Consider the following 25985-nt stretch of genomic DNA (forward strand, 5'->3'; position numbering starts at 1 on the left):
CCGGGCGCCGGGGTGGTGTGCCCCGTCCGCTCCCTCGTCCGCCTTGTGGCTGCACCTGCCGGTCCCCGCTCCCTGATCCCGTCCTCGTCGACGCGGCCCATGGCGCATCACGCCGTGCGGCGTGAGCCGCCGCGTCACCCGTCCGACACTCACCGTAGTCGCCACCGCATCACGTGCGGTGGGCAGTTGACAAACTCGTGCGGAGAGCATCCCGCTCTGGTAGGAGGCTTCGTACGACAGGCCGATAACCCGCCCGAGCGGCGGATCGAGATCGAGCAGAGAGCGATCGCGGCTGGTCAGAAGTGGTCAACCGAGAAGAGGCCGGTCGGGGCGGGCGCGCGGCCTTCCTGGCGCCCTCGTCTGCACCCCGTGCACCCGAGAGCGTTCCTAGTGAGGAGCGGGGACGCGTGGAGGCCGTCGCGACCTGCCATCGCCACGGCCAGAACATCACTCAACGTAGTCGTCGTGGGGAGTGATGCGGCTCCGGCCGCTCACGCTGCACCGAGCGCCGTGCGCCGTGCGAACCGTGGATCACCGTCCCGCGGCAGGGTGTTCCGGTCCAGCGAGGTGGTGCGCGACCGCGCGGCCCAGTTCGCTGGCCGAGACGTCCTCGCCGCCCCGTACTCCCAGTCGTTCCGCCAGGTCCGTCAGATGCAGGTCGACCGCCGTCTCCACGAGGGTGGCCAGCAGGCTCGCGGCGTCGCGGGCGCGGCCGACGGCCGTGGCGAGGACGGCGGCTCCGGCCAGCGCACCGGGCCACCACAGCACCGCAAGCGCCAGGTACAGCAGCGCCCAGCCGGCCAGGCGCGCGGCGGCGTCGTACGCCTGGCGGGCAGCGGTGACGTCGGCGCGCAGTGTCTCGGGCAGCAGGGCCCACAGCCGTGGCCAGGTCGGCTCCAGGTCGAGCGCGTAACGGCGGTGCACCCGGACCGCGACGCCGTGGAAGACGTCCCCGATCCGGGTGGGGCGCTCGGGCTCGTGCGGCTTCCGCCGTCGGGCCGTGTGCCGGGCGTACGCGAGCAGCAGCCGCCCGCCCCGGCGCCGGTGAGCGACGGCCCGTGCGATGGCGCGCCGGGCCCGCTCGACGCGGCGCCGCCGGACGCGCAGGCGCCACCGCACCATCCAGGACAGCGGCGGCCCGGCACCGGCGGCGCCCCACAGCCGTTGGAACGCGCCGCCGAGCGCGCCGGCCGTCAGGCCCGCGGCGCCTGCCGCCAGCAGGGCGGCGGCGACGGCCAGCAGAACGGCGGAGGCACTCCGGCCGACCCGGTCCCGGGCGATCTCGTCGAGCCACGTGGACAGCCGGCCGACGTCGAACGGATGCTCGTGCCCGAGCCGAACGGCGATGACCAGCGTCGCGATCCACAGCAGGCCGGCCAGGACGACCGTCTGCAACCAGCGTTCCGCGATCCGGGTGCCGATCCCGGTGAGCAGCGCGGACATCAGCGCGGCGGAAAGGCGTGCAGAGGCTCGTCGCCCGCCGCGCACGCGGGCGGGCCCGCCTCCTCCTCGGGGAACACCACCCGGCCGCAGCGACCCCACGGGCAGACCCAGGCGTCCACCGTGCCTGCCCCGCTGGCCGCCGCACCGTCCGTCGTCAGCGCGAACCCGGGAGGCAGCCGTCCGTTTCCGGGCCGGCCGTCGACCGGACCGCGTACGTCCAGGGGGGCCAGGCCATGACGGGCGCAGGCTTCCTCGATGGCGTCCAGCAGTTCTCCCAACCGCGCCGCGGAGGTGTCGGGGGCGGCGGACAGGAGGTCGAGGAGTTCCTCCAACTGCGGCCCCGCACCGGCGGCGGCGATCTCCGTCGTCATCGCCCGGTGCCGGGTGAGCTGGTCGCACAGCAGGCCCAGCCGGTCCCGTACGCCGTTCACGGTCCACCACCTCCGGAATTGTGCCGACGGGCAGTCAACTTCCGTCCTGTGCACGAGGATTGTCAAGGTACAGCCCACACCCAGCGGTACGCGGACAGAGGGGGATGCGATGCCCGACCGGGAGGAACTGCTCGCGGATCTCCGGCGCCGCGTCGGACGGGCTCGTGACACGGGGGACGACCGTGCGGTGCGTGCACCTGACGCCGCGAGAGCCGCCGCGGCCCTCGCCCCGGTCGTCGGGCCGGCCCTCGACCTCGACACCGCCGCCGTCCTCGGCTGGTACCACTGGCTGCGCTTCCGGCCCGACGACGAGGACGGCCCGGAGGACCTCGTGCAGGCGGTGCGCTTCCTGGCCCCGGTGCACGCCGTGGACCCCCGTGCGGTGCCCGTGGAGCTGGCCGCCGTGTACGCGGGCGACGAGCGCGACGGCACGGACGCCGAGTCGGCCTTGGAGTTCGGTCTCCTCCTGGCCCTCGCCCACGAGCGGGACAGCTCGCCCCCGCTGCTGCGCCGCGCCGTCCATCTCTTCCGTATCGCGGTCGCGGGCCCGTTGCCGGACCCCCTCGACCGGGCGATGGCGCTGAACAACCTCGGGCACGGTCTGCGGATGACCTACGAGACGAAGGGAGACCCGGCGGCCCTGGACGAGGCCGTCACGGTCGCCCGCGAGGCGGCACAGGTCACCGCGCATCCCGAGCACGCGATGTTCCTGAGCAACCTCGGACTCGCACTGTTGCGCCTGTTCACCCGCGACGGCGACCCGGCGGCACTGCAGGAAGCGGTCACCGTCTGCCGCCGAGCCGTCGTCGCCACCCGTCCCGGCCACCCCCAACTGGTGCGGTACCGCATGCATCTGGGCCTGCTGCGCGGCAGATGGGCCGAGTTGTACGACGACGCCGCCGCGGGCGCCGAGGCGATCTCGCTGTTCCGGCTCGCCGTGTCCGCGACACCCGCCCGTGACCCGGCCCGCAGCGCGCGTCTCCTGGCGTTCGCCACCGCGTTGGGCACGCAGTACGAGCGCACGGGCGACAGCGTGCACCTCGATGAGGCCGTCGCCGTCGGGCGGCAGGCCGTCGCCGTGACACCCGACGGGCATCCCCAGCGCTGCGATGCCTTACGGACCCTCGCCTGGTGCCTCACGGCGTCGGCCGTCCGGGAGCAGGACGCGACTCTGCTGCGGGAGGCGGTCGCCGCCGCGCGGGCCGGAGTGGCCGCCGCCGACCCGTCGCGCCGCGCCGAGTGCCTGAACCGGCTCGGCTGGTGCCTGCGGTCGCTGGCGGAGGCCGTGCCCGACGGGACCGACGCGAGCGAAGCGACCGCCGCCGCGGCGCAGGCCGTTGACGTCGCCCGTGAGGCCGTCGCCGCCGACCCGGACCGGGCGGACTTCCTGAACGGACTGAGCCATGCCCTGCTCGTCCTGTTCCAATACACCGGCGACGTGGGGACCTTGACCGAGGCGGCCGAGGTCGGCCGGGCCGCCGTCGCCGCCGCACCCCAGGGCGGCCCGGAACACGCCGGCCGTATGGGCAACCTGGTGTTCACCCTGTTCCGCCTGCACGACGCCGTCGGCGGGGACGACGTCCTGTGGGAAGCCGTCGCTCTCGGACGTCGGGCCGTCGCGGCGCTGCCCGAAGGGCACCGGAACCGGCCCCCGGCCCTGTCGCATCTGGGAACGATCCTGGTCCGGGCGTACGAGCACACCGGACGGACGGCCCTCGCGGAGGAGGCCGTCGGCTTCCACCGGCTGGCCGTCGCCGAGTCCGCCGACAGCTCCACCACGTACAAGTGGCTGATGAACCTGGGCATGGCACTTGCTTCGCTGGCGCACGGCACAGGCTCGCATGAAGCTGCCGAGGAAGCCGTCACCGTCCTGCGGAAGGCACTGGAGGGCCTTTCGGGCACCCACCCGGAGCGGGCCACGGCACTGAACAACCTCGCACAGGCCCTGTTCGGCCTGCACCCCTACGCCGACGATCCCTCCGTGGTGCTGCGTGACGCCGTCCGCACCGCGCGCGCCGCCGTCGCCGGTACGCCCGCCCGTCATCCGCACCGCGCCCTGCACCTGAACAGCCTCGGACTCGTCCTGCAGACCCTGGCCTGGCAGACGGCCGACTCCGCACCCGTGCAGGCGGCGGTCGCGGCCGGCCGGGAGGCGTGCGCCGCGGCTCCCCGACGCCACCCGCACCGGGCGATGTACCTGGGCAACCTCTGCGCCGCACTGCAGATGTCCTACGCCCGTACCGGGAAGGAGGAGGACATCGCGGAGGCGGTCGAGCGCTGCCGCGAGGGACTGGCCACGCTGCCCCGGGACCACCCGTACCGCGTCCGGCTGCTGCACAAGCTCGCCGAGGCGCTGGTGACGCGGGCCGTCTGGGACGACGATCCCGCCCTGTCGGAGGAGACGACCGCGGCCTGCCGGGATGCCGTCGCCGCCTCCGGTGACGACGAGTTGCCGTCCCTCCTGGGCCTGAGCCTGCTGGTCAGGGTGCTCCTGCTCACCGCCCTGCGGAACGACGACGACGCCCCGCTCCGCGAGGCCGTCACCCACACCCGTGAGATCGTCGAGCGCGTCGGCCCGGGCCAGCCGGCCCCCTCCGGCGCCCTCAACCAGCACGCCGCCGCGCTCTATCTGCTGTACGACCGGACCGGCGAGTACGGCCTGCTCGAGGAGGCGCTCGCCGCCGCGCGCACGGTGGGTGCGGACGAGTCCGCCGAGCCGGAACTGCGGATCCTCGCCCACCGTCTGCTGGCCGCACTGTCCGACTCCGTTGAGGCGCTGGCCTCGGCGGAGACGATCGTCACCCTGCTGCCGCAACTCGGCCGGGGCGCCCTGGACGCCGGCGACCGGGGACAGGTGCTCGGCGGTCTCGGTGCGATGGCGCCGGTGGTGGCCGGGGCCGCCATGTCGGCCGGGCGCCCCGGGCAGGCCGTGGAACTGCTGGAGCAGTCCCGAGGCGTGCTGACCGCCGAGTCCGTCGCCGCCGTCGGCGCCGACCTCGACCGGCTCCGGGCGGCCGCCCCCGAACTGGCCACGGCGTTCGTGAACGTGAGGAAGCGGATCGAGGCTCTCGACCGGCCCGCCCTCGCGGCCGAGGACTCACCGGTGACGCCCGAATCCCGGGCCGTCATCCGGCTGGAGACACAGACGGCGTGGCAGGCCCTGCTGCACCGGATCCGTGCGCTGGACGGCTTCGCGGGTTTCCTCATGCCCCCGCGGGCCGCCGTCCTCACGACGACGGCCGCCGAGGGCCCGGTGGTCTACGTCTACGCCACGCCGATGCGGTGCGACGCGCTGGTGCTGACCGGAGACCCCGATGACCCGGTGTCGGTGGTGCCCCTGCACGATCTGCGCGAATCCGAGGTCGTACGGCGGGTCAAGGCACTGGGTACCGCCGTCGACCGGTCCGTCGACCCGTCCCTGGATCCCACGGGGCGCCGCGCCGCCCAGTCCGAGGTGCTGGATGTCCTCGCCTGGCTCTGGGACACCGTCGCCGAACCGGTGCTCACCGCCCTGGGACACACCGCGCCACCGGCCCCCGGCGAACCCTGGCCACGGCTGTGGTGGTGCCCCGTCGGCAACCTGGCCCACCTGCCGCTGCACGCCGCCGGACACCACCGCGACCTCCTCGCGACCGACGGCTCACCGCACCGGCAGGCTCCGCGGACCGTGCTGGACCGGGTCGTCTCCTCCTACACCGCCACCGTCCGCGGCCTGGCCCGCGCCCGCGCGGCCCACCACGCGGACGGTGCCCCGGCTCCCGCCCGCGCCGCCGGTCACGACGACAGCGCTCCTGCCGCCGGCCGTGCCGCTCGCCACCGCAACCGGCCCGATGTCCGCACCGCCGTCGTCACCGTCCCCGACGCTCCGGGTGTCGGCGTCCTTCCCGGCGCCGCGACCGAGGCCGAACTGCTCGCCGAGCTGATTCCCGAGGCCACTGTGCTGGCCGACCCGACCCGCGCCGCCGTGCTCGCCGCGCTCCCGGACCACCCGGTCGTGCACTTCGCCTGCCACCACAAGCCCGCCCGGATCGACCCCTGGCAGGGGAAGTTGCTGCTCCACGACCACCAGCGGGACCCGCTGACCGTCTCCGACGTCTCCGCCCTGCGCCTGAACGGCGGGCTCGCCTACCTGTCCGCCTGCTCCACCACGCTGACCCGGCTCACCGACGAGGCGCTGCACCTCACGGGCGCGTTCCAGCTCGCCGGGTACCCGCACGTCGTGGGCACGCTGTGGCCCGTGGGCGACCGGCCCGCCCTGCACCTCGCCGCCGACTTCTACGGCCGTCTCACCCGGGGCGGCCGGAGTGCGCCCGACCTCACGCACACGGCCACGGCCCTGCATCACGCCGTACGCGCCCTGCGGGCCAAGTACCCCGTGACGCCCACCGCTTGGGCCGCACACACCCACACCGGCGCGTGATGGAGATTGTGCGAAGAAGTCAGACACTTCGCATGAATCATGTCCACGTACGGTGACATACAGGGGTACGAACGTGACCGAATGCGAAACGGGGGCGAATCCGCATGGCGGAACCACGGGGTGTACTGCTGCCTGCGTACGTACTGGCCGACGAGTCGGGGTCGATGGCTCCGTACCAGGAGGACCTGTCCGGCGGACTGGTCTCGCTCTGCGAGGGGCTGCGGGCGGAGCCGATGGTCTCCGCGAAGCTGCGGCTGACCGTGCTGGGATTCTCCGACGACGTACGCGTGCGCATGGAAATGGCCGACATGCGTTCCGCGACGAGACTGCCCGAGGTGGGGATCCGCGGCCTGACCGACTACCGGGCGGTCTTCGACGACCTGCTGCAGCGCATCCCCCACGACGTACGGCGGTTGCGCGCCGAGGGCTACAAGGTGCACCGTCCGGTGGTCTTCTTCCTCAGCGACGGGCAGCCCACCGACGGCGGTGCCTGGCGCCGTCCGCACGGCACGCTCACCGACAAGGCGCAGACACCCACCGCCCCGAACATCGTGGCGTGCGGCATCGGCGACGCGGATGCCTCCACCATGGTCGAGGTGGCGACGCGCAAGGAGTTCGCGTTCGTCGCCAAGTCCGGCACGGACATCGGACAGGCCGTCGCCGAGTTCTTCCACGCGCTCACCGCCAGCCTGGTCGCCTCGGGCCGTTCGCTGAACGCGGGCGACCCGCAGCTGGTGGTGAACCGTCCGGACCAGTTCACCATGGCGATCGACGAGGTCGGCTGATGCCGCTCCCCGGCCGTCACGTTCCCGGCGCGGGCCCGGGTGACGGCCTCGGCGGCTTCCCGTCCGGCGGTTTCGCCCCTGCCGGCCCCGGTCCCGGCATCCCCGCCCGGCCCACCGTTCCGCCCATCGTCCCGGCGGCCCCGCCGTGGCAGCGCCTCACCGTGGGCGAGCCCGGCCCCGAGTTCGAGGCGAGACCGCCGGTCGGGCCGTTCGCGTACGACTGTCCCGACACCGAGTGCGACGGCTGGTCGACTCCGCAGCTCACCGTGCGTTTCGCCTCCGTCCGGGGCGCCAAGCACCGCTACTACCGTCAGCCCCGCCAGGACGCCGCACGGGCCGCCGTGCACGAACCCACCGGCAGCACGGTGTTCGCCGTCGCCGACGGGGTGTCCAGCGCCTCGCACGCGGAACTGGGCGCCGCCGAGGCCTGCCGGGCGGCCGTACGGCGCATGCTGAGCCTGCTGTCCCGGCAGCCCGGCCCGCTCGACCTGCGCGAGGTCGCCCAGCACGCCGCCGCACGGCTGTGTGAGCTGGCCCGGCGGGACACGGGCGGTCGGGAGCCCGGACCGGGCGAGGTGGCGGACCGGTACGCAACGACGCTCGTCTTCGGTGTGGCGTACCCCGACTCCACGGGATGCGCGGTGGACATCGGCCGGATCGGCGACTCCGGGGCATGGTTGCTCGACCTCGCGGGCGGCACGTACCGGGCGCTGTTCGAGACGAAGACCGGCTCGGACAGCACCGTGGTGTCGAACGAGGTGCATCCGCTCCCCGAGGTGCCGGACCCGCTGCCGTACGCGGGGGTCCGCCCGGTGCCCGGTCAGGCCGTGCTGATCGGCACCGACGGCTTCGGCGACCCGCTCGGTGACGGCGACGGACCGGTCGGCGCGCTGTTCGCCCGGAACCTCGGCGCGGCCGAGCCGCCGTCGCCGCCGTGGCTCGCGCACCTCCTGGACTTCTCCAAGGAGACCTTCGACGACGACCGGACGCTCCTGGCGCTCTGGCCCCGCAGCGGGGCGGCGGCACCGTGACCACCGGCCGGCCACCCGTCGTCGACCACAGGACGCTCGTGCTGGGCCGTCGGCTCGGGCAGGGCGGGCAGGGCACCGTCCACCAGGTGACCAACCGGAGGGTCAGCACCTCACAGGGCGGCGGCTGGGACGCCGTCTACAAGGAGTACGCGCCGACCGTGCTCCCCCAACTGGACGTGCCCGTACTGGAACAGCTGGTGGCACTGCCGCTCGGGCTCACCGCCGCGCAGGGACGGTGGCTGTGCGAGCGAGCGGCCTGGCCCGCCGCCGTGGTCCGTCGGCAGGGCATCACCTGCGGGTTCCTGATGCGGGCCGTACCCGAACGCTTCATGTTCGAACTGCGCGGCCTGCAGGGGAACACCGGGACGACGCGGCGTCCGGCGAACGTGGAGTACCTGCTCAACGACGACGCCTACGTCGCCGGCATCGGACTGGTCATCAGCGAACGGGACAGGCTGCTGCTCCTGTCGGACCTCGCCGGCACCCTCGACCGGCTCCACGGCATGGACGTCGCCGTCGGCGATCTGTCTCCCAAGAACCTCCTCTTCACCACCGATCCGCGCCCCGGCTGTTTCCTCATCGACTGCGACGCCGTGCGGCTGCGCGGCGCCACCGCGCTTCCCCAGGCGGAGACGCCCGACTGGGAACTCCCCGCGGGCGAGCAGAAGGCGACCCGCGCAGGCGACGCGTACAAGTTCGCACTGCTCGCGGTACGGCTGCTCGCGCGTGACCAGACCACCACCGACCCCGCCGTTCTGGCCTCGCTCAGCCCGGAGCTGGGCCGACTGGCCCGCGCGGGCCTCGGCCGGGACCCGGCCGCCAGACCGACACCGGCGCAGTGGGCCGCACAGCTCAACACCGCGAGCAGGAAGGCGTCCACCAGACCCGCCGCGGGCCACGCGGGGCGCCGGCGGACCCGCACCGGCGCCCCGCCACCGCCCGGCGCCACCGGAACACCTCCCGCTCCCCGTCCGGTCACGAACAAGGGCGCCGGTGTGGCCGCCGCGGTCGTCCTGGGACTGGTGGGCCTGTTCGCCCTGGAGGCCGCGCAGGACGACGCCGGTTCGGGCTCCAGCACCTCCGTGGGCGCCAGTCCCACCGCTCCTTCTTACGCGGACCCGCCGGACTACGACCCGCCGGAGAGCGAACCCGACCCGCCGGACTACGAGCCGCCGGAGGAGGAACCCGACCCGCCCGACCCGCGCCCGACCGAGGCGCCGGAACCGCCGCCCGAGCCCCCGCCGCCGCCTCCTCCACCACCGCCTCCGCCTCCGCCTCCGAAGAACTACGGGGCGATAGCGGTGAACCGGTCCGGGGGTTACGGCAGAGCGTGGGACTACGACTCGCGGGCCGAGGCGAGGGCGGCAGCGCTGAACAGCTGCAACCGCAGCGACTGCAAGGTCCTGGCGAGTTTCGTCAACAGCTGCGGCGCCGTCGCCTACAACCCGGGCACCGGCAGTTACCACGGCGGCAGCGGCGCCACCGAGGGCGAGGCCACACGGAACGCCGTGGCCCGCGCCGGCGGCGGCCGGTGGATCACCTGGGTGTGCACCACGCGGTAGCCCTCGGACGCACTGCGCCGATCAGCCGGCAGGCCTCGCCCCGACGGCATCCGCCGCCCCACGTCAGCGTGGTCGGCACGGGCGTCCGCCTCCTCGCCCGCGCACTTCTTCCTCGCCGACGCGGTGGCGTGCCCGTGCCCGAGGAGGCGCGGGGCGCGGTCGTCAGCGGCCCGGCGGCGGCCGAGGGTCCGCGCCGGGTCACCTCGCCGCTCTCCCCGGCCGGCCGGGGGCGGGTTCGAGACGCACTGAGCGCGGAAGTCCCCCGGGCGGCGGACGGCTCCGTCGCGCTCACGGCCCGCACGCGGCGCAGGACCGGCCGAGCTGTCCGGCGGTGCCCGTGACGTCGTGACGTCGCGTTTTGCGACAGCGGGGCTCGGGTCGGCATCCCGCTGCGGGACGCCGGTGCCGACCGTTCCTACCCGGTTTCATCGGCGCCGTTCGTCGCCGACGCAAGGTCGGCCAGAGCGCGCAGCGTCGCCTCCGCCTCGGTGATCAACCGGTGGACGAGTTCGGCGGCCGGGGCGACGTCGTGGACGAGGCCGACGGTCTGGCCCGTCAACGGGATCAGTTCGTGCGCCGTGCCGTCGCGCATCGACGTCATCACTGCGGTGCGCAACGCTTCGGCCCGGGCGGCGGCCGCTTCGGCGTCGGCGTTACCCTCCTCGACGAACCGGGTGCGCAGCGACCGGGGGACGGTGCTGTACCCACCCTCGGTGGGCGGGGGCAGGATGTGCTCGACGAACGCCACTTTGACGGTGTCCTCGCTGGCGGCGGAGACGATGGCGGCCTTCCAGTCGTCGCTGACCCCGCATTCGACCGAGGCCAGGAATCGGGTGCCGATGTTCACGCCCTGCGCCCCCAGGGTCAGTGCCGCGGCGATGCCCCGTCCGTCGGCGACGCCGCCGGAGGCGAGTACCGGCAGCGGACGGACGGCGTCGACGACCTGCGGCACCAGCGCCATCGTGCTGACATCGCCGCAGAACCCGCCGGATTCCGTGCCCTGCGCGCTGATCACGTCGACGCCTGCCTCGGCCGCGCGCACCGCCTGCTCAACGGTCGTCACCTGCTGCAGGAAGACCGCGCCGGCGTCGTGGACGCGGGTCACCAGATCGTCCGGCGCGCCGAGCGCGAAGGAGAACACCTTTGGCGCCTCGGCGATCACCGCGTCGAAGAGTTCGGGGTCGAACGGCCGCCGGGTCATGTTCAGCGCGAACGGCCGGTCGGTGAGATCGCGCAGTCGACGCACGTCGTCGCGGACCTGCGCCGGCGTGCGCAGGGTGGTGGGGACACTGCCCAGCGCCCCAGCGTTGCTGACGGCCGCGGCAAGCCGCATGCCCTGCTGCCAGGGCCCTCCGAGCGGCCCTTGCACGATCGGCACCTCGATGCCCAATACTCCGCACACCGGTGTCCGAAGCATTGCGCCTCCATCCCGCATCCCCGAGACGGCGTTGTCCGGATGTCAAGCCTAGGCGCGATGCTTCCCGGCCACCTGTCGAACCGTGCGGACGGACACCACTCGGTCCCACGGTCACGTTCCGGATCATGCGGGGTCCTGGTCACGGCTCCTGGACCGCGCCGAGGACGTGCGTGAACACACCTGCGCGTGGTTCCGTGCACGGGTGCGTGTCCTGGACCGTCCCTCTACGATGCGGATATGCCGGACTTGGAACTGGCGTCACGGCGGCTCGGCAGCGGGCCGCCCCTGGTGGTCGTCCTCCAACTCGACCGGGACGGCTGGGCACCCGTCCTGGAGCGCCTCGCCCGCGAGCACGAGGTGGTGGCCGTCGACCTCCCTGGCTTCGGCGACAGTCCCTCCCTCCCCGAAGGGACCACGCCCACCGTCGAGGCGCTGGCCACCGCCGTCGCCGAATGGCTCCCCGGTGCCGGCCTCAACCGCCCGCCCGTCGCGGGAAACTCCCTCGGCGGAGCCGTCGCCCTGGAACTGACCCGCAGCGGCGCGGTCGGCAGCGCCGTCACACTGTCCCCCATCGGGCTGTGGACCCGCCCCGAGGCCGCCTACGCTCTCGTTTCGCTCCGCGTCGCCCACACGATGGCACGGGCCTGCGCCGAACGCCCCGACTGGATCGCCGGACACCCGATCGGGCGCACCGTGGCCTTCTGGCAGCTCGCCGCCCGGCCCTGGCGGATCCCGAAGGCAGCGGCCGCCGGCGCGCTGCGCAATCTGGCCCGCTCTCCCGGCTTCGAGCCGACGCAGCGCGCGGTGCGCGCCTACCGGCTGCGGGCCTTCGCCCCTGAGGTTCCCGTCCCGGTCACGGTCGGGTGGGGCACACGGGACCTGATGACCCCACCCCACCAGGCACTCAGGGCAGCACGACTGCTTCCCGGCGCGCGGCACGTCTCGCTCAAGGGCTGAGGGCACTCACCGATGTCCGACGACCCCGAACAAGTCGCCCGGGTGGTACTCGACAGCGTCAGGGGTTGACCCGGCCGAGGGCGCCGGACCGCGACGGGCAGTGGCATCCGGGGAGAGCCGTCCAAGGCGGCCGTTTCGGCGGCCTCCCCGGGCTCCGCAACCGTCGGGCTTCCGTCGCTGTCCGCCCCGCCGCGGGAAGCGCACGGCCTCAGCGGCGCCGTTCCGGGGATTCCGCTCCGTGCCCCGGCCGAGCGTCTCGTCGGCCGGCGCGAAGCCGGCCGTCTGCTCGCCGTCCGCCGCGTGGTCCTCAAGCATGCGGGCGTGCGGACGCCCACAGGACCGACGTCACCGCTCGCCCGCGAGGTCAAGATCGGCCCTGCTCGCCTCGACTGCACCCTCAGCACCCCGGGGACGCCGCCACGGGTGCGCGATCGGACCGGACACGGCCCGCCACCACGCCTCCACCGGCAGCTTCCCGGCGGGCTCGAACGGCTCGCCCGGCCGCGGGAACGCCACCGCCTGGCCGGCCTCCTCGGCCGCGTCCTTCATCCACTCCCCCGGCTCCGCCCACGCGTGCGGCGCCAGGTTGAACGTTCCCCAGTGGATGGGCAGCAGCACACCGGCCGCCGGGTCACCGCCCTGCAGATCGAGGTGGGCCCGGACGCCCTCCTCCGGCGTCATGTGGATGTCGGGCCAGAAGTCCGAGTACGCGCCGACCTGGATCATCGTGGCGTCGAACGGGCCGTGGTCGGCGCCGATGTCCCGGAAGCCGTCGAAGTAGCCGGTGTCGCCGCTGTGGTAGATCCGGTGCTCGTCACCGGCGACCACCCAGGAGGCCCAGAGGGTGTGCTGGGTGTTGCGCAGGCCCCGTCCGCAGAAGTGGCGGGCCGGGGTGGCGGTCAGGGTGAGACCGCCGACCTTGGTCGTCTCGTGCCAGTCCAGCTCGCGCAGCCGGCCGGCTGACACGCCCCAGTGCTCCAGGTGTGCGCCCACGCCCAGCGGGACGGCGAACAGGGTGTCGGTGCCGGCCAGCGCCTTGATCGTGGGCAGGTCCAGGTGGTCGTAGTGGTCGTGGGAGATCACGACGACGTCGACCGGTCCGAGGGCGGCCAGCGGCAGCGGCGCGGGGTGCAGGCGCCGGGGCCCGGCGAACGGGAACGGCGAGCAGCGCTCGCCCCACACCGGGTCGAACAGGACCCGGTGGCCGTCGATCTCGGCGAGCACGCTGGAGTGGCCCATCCAGGTCAGGCGCAGCCCGTCGGCGGGCGGGCGGGAGATGTCGGCGAGGGTGGTGGGGTACACCGGGACGGCGCCCTTGGGGGCGCGGCGGGAGCGGCTGTCCTTGTCGAGGTAGATCTTCGCCAGGTCCCGCGTCGAGCCCGAGGGCCGGATCCGCGCGTCGCCTCCGGGGTTCTGGAAGACGCCGTTCTTGAAGTGCGGGGAGCGGCGGATGCGCGCCATGCGCTCACCACTGGGGTCCGCGCCGAAGGCCACGGGCCGCAGCGCGCGGAGTCCGGGGCTCTGGAGACGGGGTCCGGGCACGGTACCTCCAAGTGGAGTGGGTCAGGCATTCCATTATGTGCGGCGGGTCCGACAGTGCGGAGCGGGTCACGGGCGGGCCGGCTCGCGCACCATGAACACGTCCACCGGGTCCTCGGTCTCGGCGGTGAAGCCGTGCCGCTCGTACAGCCGCCGGGCCGGGCTGCCGCGCAGGACGTTCAGCCGTACGACGGCACCGGCGCGGTCGCACCGGCGGAGCAGTGCGCGCAGCACGCCGGAGCCGATGCCGCCGCCCTGGTGCTCCGGCGCCAGGTAGAAGTGCTCCAGCCAGTGGCAGTCACCGGCCGGCCGGAGCGCCACGCAGCCGGCGAACGCTCCGGCCACCTCGATGACCCGGGTGTGGGCCGGCTCGAACCCGTCCCGCAGCCGTTGCCGTACGCGTCGCGCGTCGTAGCGACCGAGCCGTTCCAGATCCGCTCGCAGCACCACCGCACGCAGGTCGGCCACCGGCTCGACGTCCGCCGCGGTGGCCGGCCGCACACCCCAGTCCCCCATGATCGTCACGCTACCGTGCGAGGGCTCACGCCACCGACGCGATCCGGACCTTGATGTCGTCCGGCGACAGCGTGCCCTTGGCGGTCACGTGGTCGCCCGAGGACTCCCCGCGCAGTCGGCGGCCGATCCACGGCACCAGGTACTGGCGGGCCCAGTGGACGTCGTCGCGGCGGACCTCGAACGTGCCGCGCGGCGGCAGGGGCGGCCAGGGCTGTTCGGGGTCGGCGGGGACCTCGAGGCCGAGCGCCAGGCCCGCGCGGAGCGCCACCCGGGTGTGTCCCTCGGGCGACAGGTGGAGCCGGTCGGCGTCCCAGGCCCTGCGGTCCTGGACGCTGCGCAGGGACCACAGGTCGAGCACCGGGCAGCCGTACCGGTCGGCGACGGCCCGCACATGTCCGTTGTAGGTGGCGATCTTGCCGCGCAGATGCTTGAGCAGGGGCACGCCCCGGGTGTCGAATCCGGTGGTCACCAGGACGGTCCCGGACACGGCGGTGAGCGCGGCGACCGCCCGCTCGAAGCGCTCGGCCACCTCGTCCGGGTCGCTGCCGGGGCGCAGGATGTCGTTGCCGCCCGCGCAGAACGAGACCAGGTCGGGGGCGAGTTCGACGGCCCTGGGCAGTTGCTCCGCCACGATCTGGTCCAGCAGCCTGCCGCGCACCGCGAGATTGGTGTACTGGAAGTCGCCTTCGGGCCGGAGGTCGGCGAGAAGCACGGCGAGCCGGTCGGCCCAGCCGACGAACGCCCCGTCGGGGCCGGGGTCGCCGACGCCCTCGGTGAAGCTGTCCCCCACCGCCACGTACGACCCGATCACTGTTCTGCTGTCACTCTTCGAATCGTCTGCCACAGCCATGCATGATTCACCCTCGAATGTGACCTACGCGACCGTAGGCAGGGGTTGACGTGCGGTGAGATAAGACACTCTCAAAATGTTGGCCAATTCCGGAATACGGCGAAGGCCGGACCCGCGGGTACGGGTCCGGCCTTCGGCGGTGTGTCGCCGGGTCGCCTGGAGCGTCAGAGGCTGACGCCCTTGGAGCGGAGGTAGGAGACCGGGTCCACGTCCGAGCCGTAGTCCGGCGTGGTGCGGATCTCGAAGTGCAGGTGCGGGCCGGTCGAGTTGCCGGTCGAGCCGGAGAGGCCGACCTGCTGGCCGCCGGTCACGGTCTGGCCGGCCGAGACGGACAGCGAGGACAGGTGGGCGTACTGGGCGTAGTGGCCGTCGGCGAGCTCGATGACGACCTGGTTGCCGTACGCGCCGGCCCAGCCCGCGGAGACGACCGTGCCGGAGCCGACGGCCTTCAGGGAGGTGCCGGTCGGGACGCTGAAGTCGACACCGGTGTGGTAGCCGCTGGACCACATGCTGCCGGCCACCTTGTAGCCGGTGCCGACGCCGCCGCCGGGCACCGGGGAGCTGTAGCCGGAGGTGGGGGCGGTGCCGGTCTGCGCGGAGTCGTCGGAGGAGGACTGCTCCGCGGACTGCTCGGTGGACTGCTCGGAGGTCTTCTCCACCGGCTTCTCGGCGGGCTTCTCGGCCTTCGGCTCGGCGGCGGACTTCTTCGGCGCGCTCGGGGCGGCCTTGCCGTCGATGGAGAGCTTCAGACCGGGGTGGATGAGCGAGGGGTCGTCACCGACGGCCTCGCGGTTGTCCGCGTAGAGCTGCTTCCAGCCGCCGTCGACGTCCTCGGTCTCGGCGATCTTCGCGAGGTAGTCGCCGGCCTTCACGGTGTACGTGCGGGCGGCGTCGCTCTTGTCGGTGGTGGCCTTCTGGCCGGCCGCGGAAAGGGACTGGACGGCCTTTTCGGGAGCCGACTGCGGCGTGGCGGCGTGCGCGCCGGTGGCGCCGAGGAACGGCAGGGCGAGAGCGGCGCCACCGGTTCCGGCGACGGCGATGGAGCGGGTGAAACGCTGGGCCTTGGTACGGCGGTGCTTACCCTTCGCGGGCATGACTGTTTCCTCTCCGGCGCCTGCGAGGTGAGCTGTCGGGTTCGGACTGGAGATGCCCGGCCGCGCTTTCGCGCGGCTTAACCCCAAGCCGTTCCGGAGACCGGAACAGGCAGTCGTACCTGTGGGTCCCCCGCTCCTGCCGTACACGGGTCAGTGTGTGCGGGCTCCGGGCGGCGGCAGGATTAGGCGTCCGTCCGGATCGGTGGCGAACGTAAGCGACCCGGACGCGCGGGGACAAGCGCGAGCTTCACGGCGAACGCGCTTTTCCGTGATCCACGGACCGAAAAGGGGTCACCGAGCGTCGATCCGCATGCCGACGCCGCCGCGAATTCCCTTGTCCCGACCGGGAATTACGTGAGCATGACGGCGACGCATTGTCACGGATATGACGATGCTCACGCACCCCTTCCTCATCTCCCTTTCTTTTAGGGCACGTTATACCGAAGACGCCTAATCGGACAGAACGGCCTTATCGTCCGATCGCAGGCGCCGCAGCCGGAAGACCGCCGCATCCAGGTCACCTCGCAGGCCGGTGGGCAGTCCGTGGTGCAGCAGCACGGCACCGCGATGCACTTCGCCCGATTCGCGGCATTCGTACGATGCGGTCGGGTCGAGGCCGCGCAGCCGCAGCGCGGGCACCGGCTCCCCGTGGTGCTGCGCCTGGAGGCAGGCGAGGACGACCGTCTCGTCGCCGAGGACGTACTGCACCGCGCTCAGCCCGCCATCCGGCGGACGCAGCCGGTACAGGTCGCCGCGCTGCACCACGGGCCGGATCTCCTTGTAGAGCGCCACCCACTCCCGCGCCTCGGCCAGCTCCTCCCCGGTCCACCGCGTCAGGTCGCCGCCGACGCCGAGGACCCCGGCCATGGCGCTGACGAACCGGAACCGCAGCGAGCTGACCCGCCCGTTGAGCATCGTGTTCGGGCTGTCGGTGACCCACGCGGCCATGACGCGGGCCGGGTGGATCTGGCTGAAGCCGTGCTGGACGGCGAGCCGGTCCAGCGGGTCGGTGTTGTCGGAGGTCCACACCTGGTCGGTGCGGGAGAGGATGCCCAGGTCGATCCGGCCGCCGCCGCCCGAGCAGGACTCGAAGGCGACGTGCGGGTGGGCCGCCCGCAGACGGTCCAGCAGGCCGTACAGGCCGTGCACGTGGTCGGTCCACAGCCGCTGCGGGTACAGGTCGCCGGGCCAGCCCGCGTCGGTGAAGCAGCGGTTGAAGTCCCACTTCACGTAGTCGACCGGTGCGGCGGACAGCAGCCCGTGGAGCTGCTCCCACAGGTACTCCCGCACGTCGTCCCGCGCGAGGTTGAGGACGAGCTGGTTGCGGAACTCCGTGCGCCGGCGGCCCGGCTGGAACTGCACCCAGTCGGGGTGGGCGCGGTACAGGTCGCTGTCCGGGTTGACCATCTCCGGCTCGACCCAGATGCCGAACTGCATGCCCAGTGCGTGCACGTGGTCGGCGAGCGGCTTCAGGCCGCCGGGGAAGCGGTCGGGGTTGGGCGTCCAGTCGCCGAGCCCGGCCCGGTCGCTGGTGCGCGCACCGAACCAGCCGTCGTCGACCACGAACAGTTCGACCCCCATCGCGGCGGCCCGTTCGGCGAGCTCGCGCTGCTGTTCCTGCGCGATGTCGAAACCCGTGGCCTCCCAGGAGTTGAACAGCACGGGCCGGTCGCGGTCCGCGCCCGGGACGACGTACGTGCGCTGGTAGGCGTGCCAGGCACGGCTGGCGCCACCGAAGCCGCCGTCGCTCCACAGGCCCGCGAAGACGGGCGTGACATGGGTCTCGTCCGTGTCCAGCATCAGCAGACCGGAGTCGTCGTGTCCCGAGCCGCCGGTGATCTGCACGCGGGCGTCCGGCAGTTGGGCCACGCAGATGCGCCAGGAACCCGACCAGCCGAGGGCGCAGCCGTACACCTCGCCGTGTTCCTCGGTCGCGTCGGTGTCGAGCGCGACCCACGGCAGGTGCTGGTGTCCGGTGTGGCCGCGGCGGCTGCCGATGACCTTCTCGCCGTAGGTGAGCGGGGAGCGGGTCAGCCGCGACTCGGCGGCCCAGCGGCCGTGCAGCTGGCTCAGCCGCCACTGCTCCCGGTCGGGCAGGGTCCAGGTGGCGGAGTCGGCGCGCAGCAGCTCGACCGCCGGCCCTCGGTTGTGCAGGGTCACCCAGCGCTCGATCACGTCCCCGCGCATCCGGTAGTGCAGGGTCACGGTGAGCGCGCCGTCGCGGAAGCGGAGGCGGAGTGTGCCGTCGTCCGCCTCGTGGCCGTCGAAAACCCACTCCGTGCCCCGTCGCGCGCCGGCGCGCACGGACAGGGCGGGCCGGGTGAAGCGGGGGCCGCCCTCGACCGGGTACTCCTCGCGCCCGTCGAGACGGGACTCGAAGGGCCAGTCGTCCGGCAGCGGGCGGCGGGCGAGGGCCTCCGCGTCGGCGAGCGCGATCCGCGGGCCCCAGTGCAGGTGCACCAGCTCGTCCCGGTCCGTCACATGGACCGCGTAACTGCTGGCCGGCCCCGTGAGGAGCCACGTACGACCGTCCTGCGAGACCTGCGCCACCGGACCTCCCACACAATCGAACAGATGCGATCGGACCCCAACATCATCGGGGTCGTGCGGGCGGGCGGGCAATGCCTGTGGACAACTCATTGCCCCAGGCAGTCATGTCGTATCGTCGAGTGGTGCCCGTCGGCGAGCCGCGCCGCCGGCGCCGAGTGGGAGGAGCCGTTCGTGACGCAGCAGATCCCGTCGACGGAACCCGAGCTGACCGGAGTGCGGAACTTCCGCGACGTGGGCGGACTGCCGACCGTGGACGGCCGACGGGTGCGGTACGGGGTGCTGTTCCGCAGCGGTCACCTCGCCCACGCGACGCAGGAGGACGCCGCCTTCCTGTCCTCGCTCGGGCTGCACACCGTCTTCGACTTCCGCAACGCGGCCGACCAGAAGCTGGAGGGGCCGGACGTCGAGCTGCCGGGCGTGCGCAACGTCAACCTGCCGCTCAGCGACCCGGCGGACGGCGCCGAGTTCTGGAGGATGGTCCGCGACGGCGATCTGGAACAGCTGCGCTCGATCCTCGCGGACGGCAAGGCCGCCGATCGGATGATCAGCTCCTACCGGCTGACGATCACGACGCGCACCGCCGAGCACTCCCAGGTGCTGCACGCGCTCGCCGAGGACAGCGTCCCCGCGCTGATGCACTGCGCGGCGGGCAAGGACCGCGCGGGCCTGTCGGTGGCGGTGACGCTGCTGGCGCTGGGTGTCGAACGGGACGCGATCTTCGACGACTACCTGAAGTCCAACGCCAAACACCGCCGGTACAAGGTCCACCGCAACGGCAGCTCCGCCTCGGCCTACTCCCCCGAGGTCATGGAGCTGCTCAGCCCGCTGTTCGACGCGCGCGAGGAGTACCTGGCGGCCGCCTTCGAGACCGTCGAGGAGACCTGGGGCGGTGTGGAGCCGTACCTGGAGCAGGCGCTGGGGCTCACCCCGGAGGTCCGGGAGCGGCTGCGCGAGCGCCTGCTCGACTGAGGCGGGCCGGGCTACTTCTTCGCGCCCACCTCGAACAGGAAGTAGACGAAGGCGGCGAAGACGTGCCCCACCGCGATGTAGACGAACAGCCGCACCCACAGGGCCCGGGGGAACTTCTCTTCCATGTCCTTGCCGGTCATGACGCATCTCCGTGGGTCGGACCCAGGCACAGCGCGGCCGTGGGACTCTGCAGCAGGGTGTGGACGAACAGCAGCTCGACCCCGTCGGGGTCCTGGGCGGCGATGCGGTGCGGGGTCAGCGAGTCGAAGTGCGCGCTGTCGCCCGGGCCGAGACGGTGCAGGGTGTCCCCGAGGCGGAGCCGCAGCCGGCCCTTGAGGACGTAGAGCCACTCCTCGCCGGGGTGGACGCGCACGATGTCGCCCTGGGAGCCGTGCGGCACGTGCACCCGCAGGGCCTGCATGCCGCGCCCGGCGGCGCCGGCCTGCCAGTAGGTCCAGCCGCCCGCGGCGGTGGGCTCCATGTCGGCGGCGCGCACCACGGCGTCGCGGTCGGCGGCCGTCTCACCGAGCAGTTCGGCGACCGTCGTACCGTAGATGCGGGCGAGGGAGAGCAGCATCGGCAGTGAGGGCTGACGCTGTCCGGTCTCCAGCCGGGAGAGGTGGGCGGGGGACAGACCCGCGTCGCGGGCCGCGGCCTCGAGTGTCAGGGAGGCCCGTCGCCGCAGGGCGCGCAGTTGCGGCGCCACCGCGGGGAGCGCGCCGGCCGGCTCGGCCGACGGCTCGGTCTCGGAGGAGCTCATGCCTCCATTCAGCAGGAGGTTTGCCTCATTGGCAATTTTCTTGCCTCAGAGGCAAACCGCGCTCGGAAGAGGCGACCGGAACCACCGCCGGATCCTCCCGGCAGCGGCCCGCGGCCGCGGCTCAGCGGTGGGCGACCGCCTGCTTCACCAGTGTCTTCCCGAACTCCCACATCAGCCCGCCGTCGTGCGCGTCGTCCATCACCGCGGTGAAGGCGTCCACGAACCGGTCGACGTCCTCCTCGCCGATGATCAGCGGCGGGATCAGTTTGATCACCTCCAGGTGGTCGCCGGAGACCTGGGTGAGGATGCGGTGCCGCTGCAGCAGCGGTACGACGACCATCTGCGCGAAGAGTCCCTTGCGGGCGGCCTGGAGCACGGCCCAGCGGCTCCGCAGCTTCAGCGACCGGGGCCGGCCGAACTCGATGCCGATCATCAGGCCCCGGCCGCGGACGTCGGCGAGCAGCTCGTACCTCTCGGTCAGCGCGGCCAGCCGGGTCCTGAGCAACTCGCCGGTGGCCCGGACGTTCGCCACGACCTGCTCGTTCTCCATGACCGAGAGCACGGCCAGGCCCGCCGCCATGGCCTGGGCGTTGCCCCCGAAGCTGGCCGAGTGGACCAGCACCCGGTCCATGGACGAGTACACCTTCCGGAAGATCCAGTCCTTGCCGAGCGTGGCCCCCACCGGAACGTAACCGCCGGAGAGCGCCTTGGCCACGCACACCAGGTCCGGTTCGACCCCCGCCTCGTACTGGTGGGCGTAGAAGTCGCCGGTCCTGCCCAGGCCGGTCTGCACCTCGTCGGCGATGAGCAGCGCCTTGTGCCGGTGCAGCAGTTCCTGCGCGGCACGCAGATAGCCGGGGGGCGCCTCGTGCACGCCCTTGCCCTGGATCGGCTCGACGATCAGCGCGGCGACGTCGCCCCTGCGCAGCTCCCGTTCCAGCGCGTCGAGATCGCCGAGCGGTACGGCCGTGTCGGGCAGCAGCGGGGCGAAGCCGTCCCGGAAGCCGGACTCGCCGTTGACGGACAGGGAGCCGGTGGTCAGGCCGTGGAAGGCGTGCTCGCAGTACAGCACGCGCGGTCGGCCGGTCGCGTACCGGGCGAACTTCAGCGCGCCCTCGACCGCCTCGGTGCCGCTGTTGGCGAAGAACACCCGGTCCAGGTACGGGCTGTGGACGAGCAGCTTCTCGGCCAGCAGTCCGGGCAGCGGCGGGCAGTCGAAGCGGGTGAGGTCGGCGAGCGAGGCGTCCAGGACGTCGTGCAGCGCCTTGCGGACCACCGGGTGGTGGCGGCCCAGGCCCATCACGCCGAACCCGGCGAGCATGTCCAGGTAGTCGTTGCCGTCGGCGTCCCAGAAGTGGGCGCCCTCGGCGCGCTGGTACACCTTGTCGAAGCCGATGGTGTGCAGCATGCGCGGGAGCTGGTGGTTGAGGTGCCTGGTGTGCAGCTCGTAGCGCTCGGCTCCGCGTGCGGCCAGCAGCGCGCCGAGGTCGAACTGCCCGGTGCCCGAGGCCTTCGGGGCGGACTCCGCAGTGGTCATGCCTGGCGCTCCTGTGGGTCCTGGGGCTGGTGCGCGGGCTCCTCCCGGCGGGCGAGGCTCGCGCTGATCCGTCCGGCGATCTCGACCGGGGTCAGTCCGATGTCGGCGAGCACCTCGCCGCGTTTGGCGTGCGCGAGGAACTGCTCCGGGATGCCGAACCGGCGTACGGGCACGTCGACCTCGGCGTCGCCCAGTGCCAGCGCCACCGCCGAACCGACTCCGGCGGCACGGCTGTTGTCCTCGACGACGGCCACCAGCCGGTGTCCGGCGGCCAGACGCGGCAGGACCGGGTCGACGGGCTTGACCCAGCGGGGGTCGACCACGGTGCAGCCGATGCCACGCGCCTCGAGCAGTTCGGCGGCCCGCAGGCAGACCGGCGCCATCACGCCGACGGCCACCAGGAGCACCTCGGGTGTGTCCGCCCGGTGCAGCACGTCCGTGCCGCCGATCCGTTCCAGCGCCGGGATCGCGGGGCCCACGGCCTCCTTCGGGAACCTGATCAGGGTGGGCGCGTCGTCGACGGCCACGGCCTCGCGCAGCTGGGCGCGCAGCTGGTCGGCGTCACGGGGCGCGGCGATGCGCAGGCCGGGGACGACCTGGAGGACGGACAGGTCCCACATGCCGTTGTGCGAGGGCCCGTCGACGCCGGTGACACCTGCCCGGTCCAGGACGAAGGTCGCTCCGCAGCGGTGCAGTGCCACGTCCATCAGCAGCTGGTCGAAGGCGCGGTTGAGGAAGGTGGCGTAGACGGCGACGACCGGGTGCAGTCCGCCGGTCGCCAGGCCCGCGGCGGAGACGGCCGCGTGCTGCTCGGCGATGCCGACGTCCCACACCCGGTCGGGGAACCGCTCGGCGAAGGCGCCCAGGCCCACCGGATGCAGCATGGCCGCGGTGATGGCCACCACGTCCTCGCGTTCCTCGCCGATCCGGACGATCTCCTCGCCGAACACGGACGTCCACGACGGTCCGCCGGACGGGGCGAGGGGCGCGCAGGTGAGCGGGTCCATCACGCCGACGGTGTGGAAGTGGTCCTCCTCGTGGGCCAGGGCGGGTTCGTAGCCGCGGCCCTTCTCGGTGAGGCAGTGGACGAGGACCGGGCCGTGGAAGCGTTTGGCGCGGCGCAGCGCGGACTCGACGGCCTTGATGTCGTGGCCGTCGATGGGGCCGACGTACTTCAGTCCCAGGTCCTCGAAGAGTCCCTGCGGGGCGAAGGCGTCCTTGAAGCCCTTCTTCGCGCCGTGCAGCGCCTCGTAGACGGTGGAGCCGACCACGGGGACGCGCTGGAGTACGTCCTTGCCCCAGGCCAGCATCCGTTCGTAGCCGTCGGTGGTGCGCAGGGCCGCGAGGTGGTTGGCGAGGCCGCCGATGGTGGGGGCGTAGGAGCGCTCGTTGTCGTTGACCACGACGATCAGCGGCCGGTCCTTGGCGGCGGCGATGTTGTTCAGCGCCTCCCAGGCCATGCCCCCGGTGAGCGCGCCGTCGCCGATCACCGCGACGACGTGGCCCGTCTCCCCCCGCACCTGGCGTGCCTTGGCGAGCCCGTCGGCCCAGCCGAGCGCGGTGGAGGCGTGGCTGTTCTCGATGACGTCGTGCTCGGACTCCTCGCGCGAGGGGTAGCCGGACAGGCCGCCCTTGCCGCGCAGCTTGGAGAAGTCCTGACGCCCGGTCAGCAGCTTGTGCACATAGCTCTGGTGGCCGGTGTCCCACAGGATGCGGTCGGCCGGCGACTCGAAGACCCGGTGCAGGGCGACGGTGAGCTCCACCACCCCCAGGTTGGGTCCGAGGTGGCCGCCGGTCCTGGCCACCGCGTGCACCAGGAACTCCCTGATCTCCTGGGACAGTTCGCCGAGTTCCGCCTCGGACAGCGCCTTCAGGTCTCGTGGTTGCCGGATGCTCTCCAGAATCGTCACGCTCGGGCCCCCTTCGGATTCCGCGGTGTTCAGCTCACGGTGACGGCCGGCTCCCCCGACGCGACGCCGTCCTTCTCCATCTGCGCGGCGATCTTCATCGCCTCCTCGATGAGCGTCTCCACGATCTTCGACTCGGGCACGGTCTTGATGACCTCGCCCTTGACGAAGATCTGCCCCTTGCCGTTGCCGGAGGCGACGCCCAGGTCCGCTTCCCGCGCCTCGCCGGGACCGTTGACGACGCAGCCCATGACGGCGACGCGGAGCGGCACCTCCATGCCGTCGAGCCCGGCGGTGACCTCCTCGGCAAGCTTGTACACGTCGACCTGGGCGCGGCCGCAGGACGGACAGGAGACGATCTCCAGCCGCCGCTGCCTGAGCCCCAGCGACTGGAGGATCTGGATGCCGACCTTGACCTCCTCGACCGGCGGGGCCGACAGCGACACCCGGATCGTGTCGCCGATGCCCTGGGAGAGCAGCGCGCCGAAGGCGACCGCCGACTTGATGGTGCCCTGGAAGGCCGGCCCGGCCTCGGTCACACCGAGGTGGAGCGGGTAGTCGCACTGCTCGGCGAGCCGGCGGTACGCCTCGATCATCACGACCGGGTCGTTGTGCTTGACGGAGATCTTGATGTCGTGGAAGCCGTGCTCCTCGAAGAGGGACGCCTCCCACAGCGCGGACTCGACCAGCGCCTCGGGCGTGGCCCTGCCGTACTTCTGCAGCAGCCGGCGGTCCAGGGAGCCGGCGTTCACGCCGATGCGGATCGGGGTGCCGTGGTCGCCCGCCGCCTTGGCGATCTCCTTGACCTGGTCGTCGAACTTCTTGATGTTGCCGGGGTTCACGCGGACCGCGGCGCAGCCGGCCTCGATGGCCGCGAAGACGTACTTCGGCTGGAAGTGGATGTCGGCGATCACCGGGATCTGCGACTTGCGGGCGATCGTCGCCAGCGCGTCCGCGTCGTCCTGCGTCGGGCAGGCCACCCGCACGATCTCGCAGCCGGAGGCGGTCAGTTCGGCGATCTGCTGGAGCGTCGCGCCGATGTCGCAGGTGCGGGTCGTCGTCATCGACTGCACGGACACCGGCGCGCCGCCGCCGACCGGTACCGGGCCGACCTGGATCCGCCGCGAGGCGCGCCGCGCGGCGACCGGCGGCGGCGGCACCTCGGGCAGGCCGAGCGAGACAGCGGTCATGGCCTCATCCCCCGTTCCCGGAGACCGTCTCGCGCAGCGCGCGCAGCGACTCCCTCAGCGATCCCATGGTGGCGAGGACGGCGGTGGGCTCGTATCCGCAGTGCGCCATGCAGTTGGCGCAGCGCGGGTCCTTGCCGCGCCCGTACCGGTCCCAGTCGGTCTTCTCGATCAGCTCCCGGTACGTCGGCACGTAGCCGTCGCTCATCAGGTAGCAGGGCCGCTGCCAGCCGAAGAGCGAGTAGTTCGGGATCGCCCACGCGGTGCACGGGAAGTCGACCTTGCCTTCGAGGAAGTCCAGGAAGAGCGGCGAGTGGTTGAGGCGCCAGCGGCGCCGGTTGCCGCCCGCGAAGGCCTTCCTGAACAGTTCCCGGGTCTGCTCCACGCCGAGGAAGTGCTCCTGGTCGGGAGCCTTCTCGTAGGCGTAGGCGGGCGAGATCATCATCTCGTCGACCTGGAGGTCGTCGTTGAGGTAGTTGAGCACCTCGACGACGGTCGCCGGGGTGTCGGTGTTGAAGAAGGTCGAGTTGGTGGTGACCCGGAAGCCGCGCCGCTTGGCCTCCTTGATGGCCGCCACGGCCTCGTCGAACACGCCCTCCTTCGCCACCGACTCGTCGTGCCGCTCGCGCAGCCCGTCGATGTGCACGGCGAACGCGAAGTAGGGCGAGGGGGTGAAGTCGTCCATCTTCTTGCGCAGCAGCAGGGCGTTGGTGCACAGGAAGACGTACTTCCGTTTGGCCACCAACTGGCGGACGATCTCGTCAATCTGAGGGTGCATCAGCGGTTCGCCGCCGGCGATGGACACCATCGGCGCCCCGGACTCCAGCACCGCGCCCACGGCCTGGGCGACCGGCATCCGCTGCTTGAGGACCCCGGCCGGGTGCTGGATCTTGCCGCACCCCTCGCACTTGAGGTTGCACGCGAAGAGCGGTTCCAACTCGACGATCAGCGGGAACTTGTCCCGCCTGCGGAGCTTCTGTTCGGCCAAGTATGTAGCGACCTTGACGGACTGACGCAGCGGCATGGCCAT

At 72.6% G+C, this 25985-nt stretch carries 20 protein-coding genes and 1 riboswitch; of the genes, 6 read left to right on the forward strand and 14 right to left on the reverse strand.

The genetic code is table 11. The annotated features are described in order from the left end of the window. Positions 1-531: 531 nt before the first annotated feature. Together FGW31_RS03420 and FGW31_RS34890 are read right to left on the reverse strand one after the other, a co-directional pair. Positions 532-1443, reverse strand: coding sequence for a hypothetical protein (locus FGW31_RS03420; protein WP_182674439.1), 912 nt, complete (start codon positions 1441-1443; stop codon positions 532-534). Continuing rightward, a complete protein-coding gene (locus tag FGW31_RS34890; RefSeq protein WP_182674441.1) occupies positions 1443-1874 on the reverse strand; it encodes a hypothetical protein in 432 nt (143 codons plus the stop codon). The genes FGW31_RS03420 and FGW31_RS34890 overlap by 1 nt, the downstream gene beginning before the upstream one ends. A 187-nt stretch (positions 1875-2061) precedes the next feature. Here FGW31_RS34890 and FGW31_RS03425 point away from each other — a divergent pair, with 187 nt between their 5' ends. From FGW31_RS03425 to FGW31_RS35230, 4 genes are all read left to right on the forward strand, one after another. Continuing rightward, a complete protein-coding gene (locus FGW31_RS03425) occupies positions 2062-6294 on the forward strand; it encodes a CHAT domain-containing protein (RefSeq protein ID WP_142191820.1) in 4233 nt (1410 codons plus the stop codon). Between the two features lie 104 nt (positions 6295-6398). Then, on the forward strand, positions 6399-7079 hold the full coding sequence (locus FGW31_RS03430) for a vWA domain-containing protein (RefSeq protein ID WP_142191821.1): 681 nt from the start codon (positions 6399-6401) through the stop codon (positions 7077-7079). Further along, a complete protein-coding gene (locus FGW31_RS03435) occupies positions 7079-8110 on the forward strand; it encodes a protein phosphatase 2C domain-containing protein (protein ID WP_142191822.1) in 1032 nt (343 codons plus the stop codon). The genes FGW31_RS03430 and FGW31_RS03435 overlap by 1 nt, the downstream gene beginning before the upstream one ends. After that, the gene (locus FGW31_RS35230; RefSeq protein ID WP_220450353.1) at positions 8107-9672 is read left to right on the forward strand and encodes a DUF4189 domain-containing protein; all 1566 of its coding nucleotides are present in this window, start codon (positions 8107-8109) and stop codon (positions 9670-9672) included. Before FGW31_RS03435 ends, FGW31_RS35230 begins: the two co-directional genes overlap by 4 nt. 415 nt (positions 9673-10087) lie before the next feature. Here the strand turns inward: FGW31_RS35230 and FGW31_RS03445 are convergent, their stop codons facing one another. Next, the gene (locus tag FGW31_RS03445; protein ID WP_233452368.1) at positions 10088-11062 is read right to left on the reverse strand and encodes an NAD(P)H-dependent flavin oxidoreductase; all 975 of its coding nucleotides are present in this window, start codon (positions 11060-11062) and stop codon (positions 10088-10090) included. A 264-nt stretch (positions 11063-11326) separates the two neighbouring features. Between FGW31_RS03445 and FGW31_RS03450 the strand changes: the two genes are divergently transcribed. After that, entirely contained in the window at positions 11327-12046 is a 720-nt protein-coding gene (locus FGW31_RS03450; RefSeq protein ID WP_233452370.1) for an alpha/beta fold hydrolase, read from the forward strand. A gap of 345 nt (positions 12047-12391) precedes the next feature. On the opposite strand, the gene FGW31_RS03455 is transcribed toward FGW31_RS03450, so the two are convergent. From FGW31_RS03455 to FGW31_RS03475, 5 genes are all read right to left on the reverse strand, one after another. Further along, on the reverse strand, positions 12392-13588 hold the full coding sequence (locus FGW31_RS03455; RefSeq protein WP_142191824.1) for an MBL fold metallo-hydrolase: 1197 nt from the start codon (positions 13586-13588) through the stop codon (positions 12392-12394). A gap of 66 nt (positions 13589-13654) precedes the next feature. Next, complete coding sequence (locus FGW31_RS03460) at positions 13655-14101, reverse strand: GNAT family N-acetyltransferase (protein ID WP_142191825.1); 447 nt, start codon at positions 14099-14101, stop codon at positions 13655-13657. Between the two features lie 25 nt (positions 14102-14126). After that, positions 14127-14912, reverse strand: coding sequence for an SGNH/GDSL hydrolase family protein (locus FGW31_RS03465; RefSeq protein WP_142191977.1), 786 nt, complete (start codon positions 14910-14912; stop codon positions 14127-14129). Positions 14913-15115: 203 nt separating this feature from the next. Next, positions 15116-16045, reverse strand: coding sequence for a M23 family metallopeptidase (locus FGW31_RS03470; RefSeq protein ID WP_142191826.1), 930 nt, complete (start codon positions 16043-16045; stop codon positions 15116-15118). A 2-nt stretch (positions 16046-16047) separates the two neighbouring features. Further along, a riboswitch (cyclic di-AMP (ydaO/yuaA leader) is annotated at positions 16048-16211 on the reverse strand. A gap of 284 nt (positions 16212-16495) precedes the next feature. Beyond that, on the reverse strand, positions 16496-18595 hold the full coding sequence (locus FGW31_RS03475; RefSeq protein ID WP_142191827.1) for an alpha-galactosidase: 2100 nt from the start codon (positions 18593-18595) through the stop codon (positions 16496-16498). 171 nt (positions 18596-18766) lie between these two features. Here FGW31_RS03475 and FGW31_RS03480 point away from each other — a divergent pair, with 171 nt between their 5' ends. Then, positions 18767-19564, forward strand: a complete 798-nt coding sequence (locus tag FGW31_RS03480; RefSeq protein WP_142191828.1) for a tyrosine-protein phosphatase — start codon at positions 18767-18769, stop codon at positions 19562-19564. Positions 19565-19575: 11 nt separating this feature from the next. Here FGW31_RS03480 and FGW31_RS03485 read toward each other — a convergent pair whose 3' ends face one another. The 6 genes from FGW31_RS03485 to hpnH form a co-directional block, all read right to left on the reverse strand. Next, on the reverse strand, positions 19576-19704 hold the full coding sequence (locus FGW31_RS03485) for a DUF6126 family protein (RefSeq protein WP_142191829.1): 129 nt from the start codon (positions 19702-19704) through the stop codon (positions 19576-19578). Then, positions 19701-20324, reverse strand: a complete 624-nt coding sequence (locus tag FGW31_RS03490) for a helix-turn-helix domain-containing protein (RefSeq protein WP_142191830.1) — start codon at positions 20322-20324, stop codon at positions 19701-19703. Before FGW31_RS03490 ends, FGW31_RS03485 begins: the two co-directional genes overlap by 4 nt. 121 nt (positions 20325-20445) lie before the next feature. Then, positions 20446-21861: an aspartate aminotransferase family protein gene (locus FGW31_RS03495; protein ID WP_142191831.1), complete on the reverse strand. Its 1416-nt coding sequence runs from the start codon at positions 21859-21861 to the stop codon at positions 20446-20448. Next, a complete protein-coding gene (dxs, locus tag FGW31_RS03500) occupies positions 21858-23771 on the reverse strand; it encodes a 1-deoxy-D-xylulose-5-phosphate synthase (RefSeq protein ID WP_142191832.1) in 1914 nt (637 codons plus the stop codon). The genes FGW31_RS03495 and dxs overlap by 4 nt, the downstream gene beginning before the upstream one ends. Before the next feature lie 29 nt (positions 23772-23800). Further along, positions 23801-24958 carry a flavodoxin-dependent (E)-4-hydroxy-3-methylbut-2-enyl-diphosphate synthase gene (ispG, locus tag FGW31_RS03505; RefSeq protein ID WP_142191833.1) on the reverse strand — a complete coding sequence of 386 codons (1158 nt, stop codon included), beginning with the start codon at positions 24956-24958 and terminating at the stop codon, positions 23801-23803. Between the two features lie 4 nt (positions 24959-24962). After that, the gene (gene hpnH, locus FGW31_RS03510) at positions 24963-25985 is read right to left on the reverse strand and encodes an adenosyl-hopene transferase HpnH (RefSeq protein WP_142191834.1); all 1023 of its coding nucleotides are present in this window, start codon (positions 25983-25985) and stop codon (positions 24963-24965) included.

The organism is Streptomyces calvus, assembly GCF_006782915.1.
Classification (GTDB): Bacteria; Actinomycetota; Actinomycetes; order Streptomycetales; family Streptomycetaceae; genus Streptomyces; species Streptomyces calvus.

Bases quoted from the DNA above. Each gene is read 5' to 3' on its own strand.
- hpnH (WP_142191834.1), bottom strand. From the start codon at position 25,985: ATGGCCATGCCGCTGCGTCAGTCCGTCAAGGTCGCTACATACTTGGCC.
- FGW31_RS03490 (WP_142191830.1), bottom strand. From the start codon at position 20,324: ATGAGCTCCTCCGAGACCGAGCCGTCGGCCGAGCCGGCCGGCGCGCTC.
- FGW31_RS03460 (WP_142191825.1), bottom strand. From the start codon at position 14,101: ATGGGGGACTGGGGTGTGCGGCCGGCCACCGCGGCGGACGTCGAGCCG.
- FGW31_RS03485 (WP_142191829.1), bottom strand. From the start codon at position 19,704: ATGACCGGCAAGGACATGGAAGAGAAGTTCCCCCGGGCCCTGTGGGTG.
- FGW31_RS03420 (WP_182674439.1), bottom strand. From the start codon at position 1,443: ATGTCCGCGCTGCTCACCGGGATCGGCACCCGGATCGCGGAACGCTGG.
- ispG (WP_142191833.1), bottom strand. From the start codon at position 24,958: ATGACCGCTGTCTCGCTCGGCCTGCCCGAGGTGCCGCCGCCGCCGGTC.
- FGW31_RS03430 (WP_142191821.1), top strand. From the start codon at position 6,399: ATGGCGGAACCACGGGGTGTACTGCTGCCTGCGTACGTACTGGCCGAC.
- FGW31_RS03435 (WP_142191822.1), top strand. From the start codon at position 7,079: ATGCCGCTCCCCGGCCGTCACGTTCCCGGCGCGGGCCCGGGTGACGGC.
- FGW31_RS03450 (WP_233452370.1), top strand. From the start codon at position 11,327: ATGCCGGACTTGGAACTGGCGTCACGGCGGCTCGGCAGCGGGCCGCCC.
- FGW31_RS03470 (WP_142191826.1), bottom strand. From the start codon at position 16,045: ATGCCCGCGAAGGGTAAGCACCGCCGTACCAAGGCCCAGCGTTTCACC.
- FGW31_RS03495 (WP_142191831.1), bottom strand. From the start codon at position 21,861: ATGACCACTGCGGAGTCCGCCCCGAAGGCCTCGGGCACCGGGCAGTTC.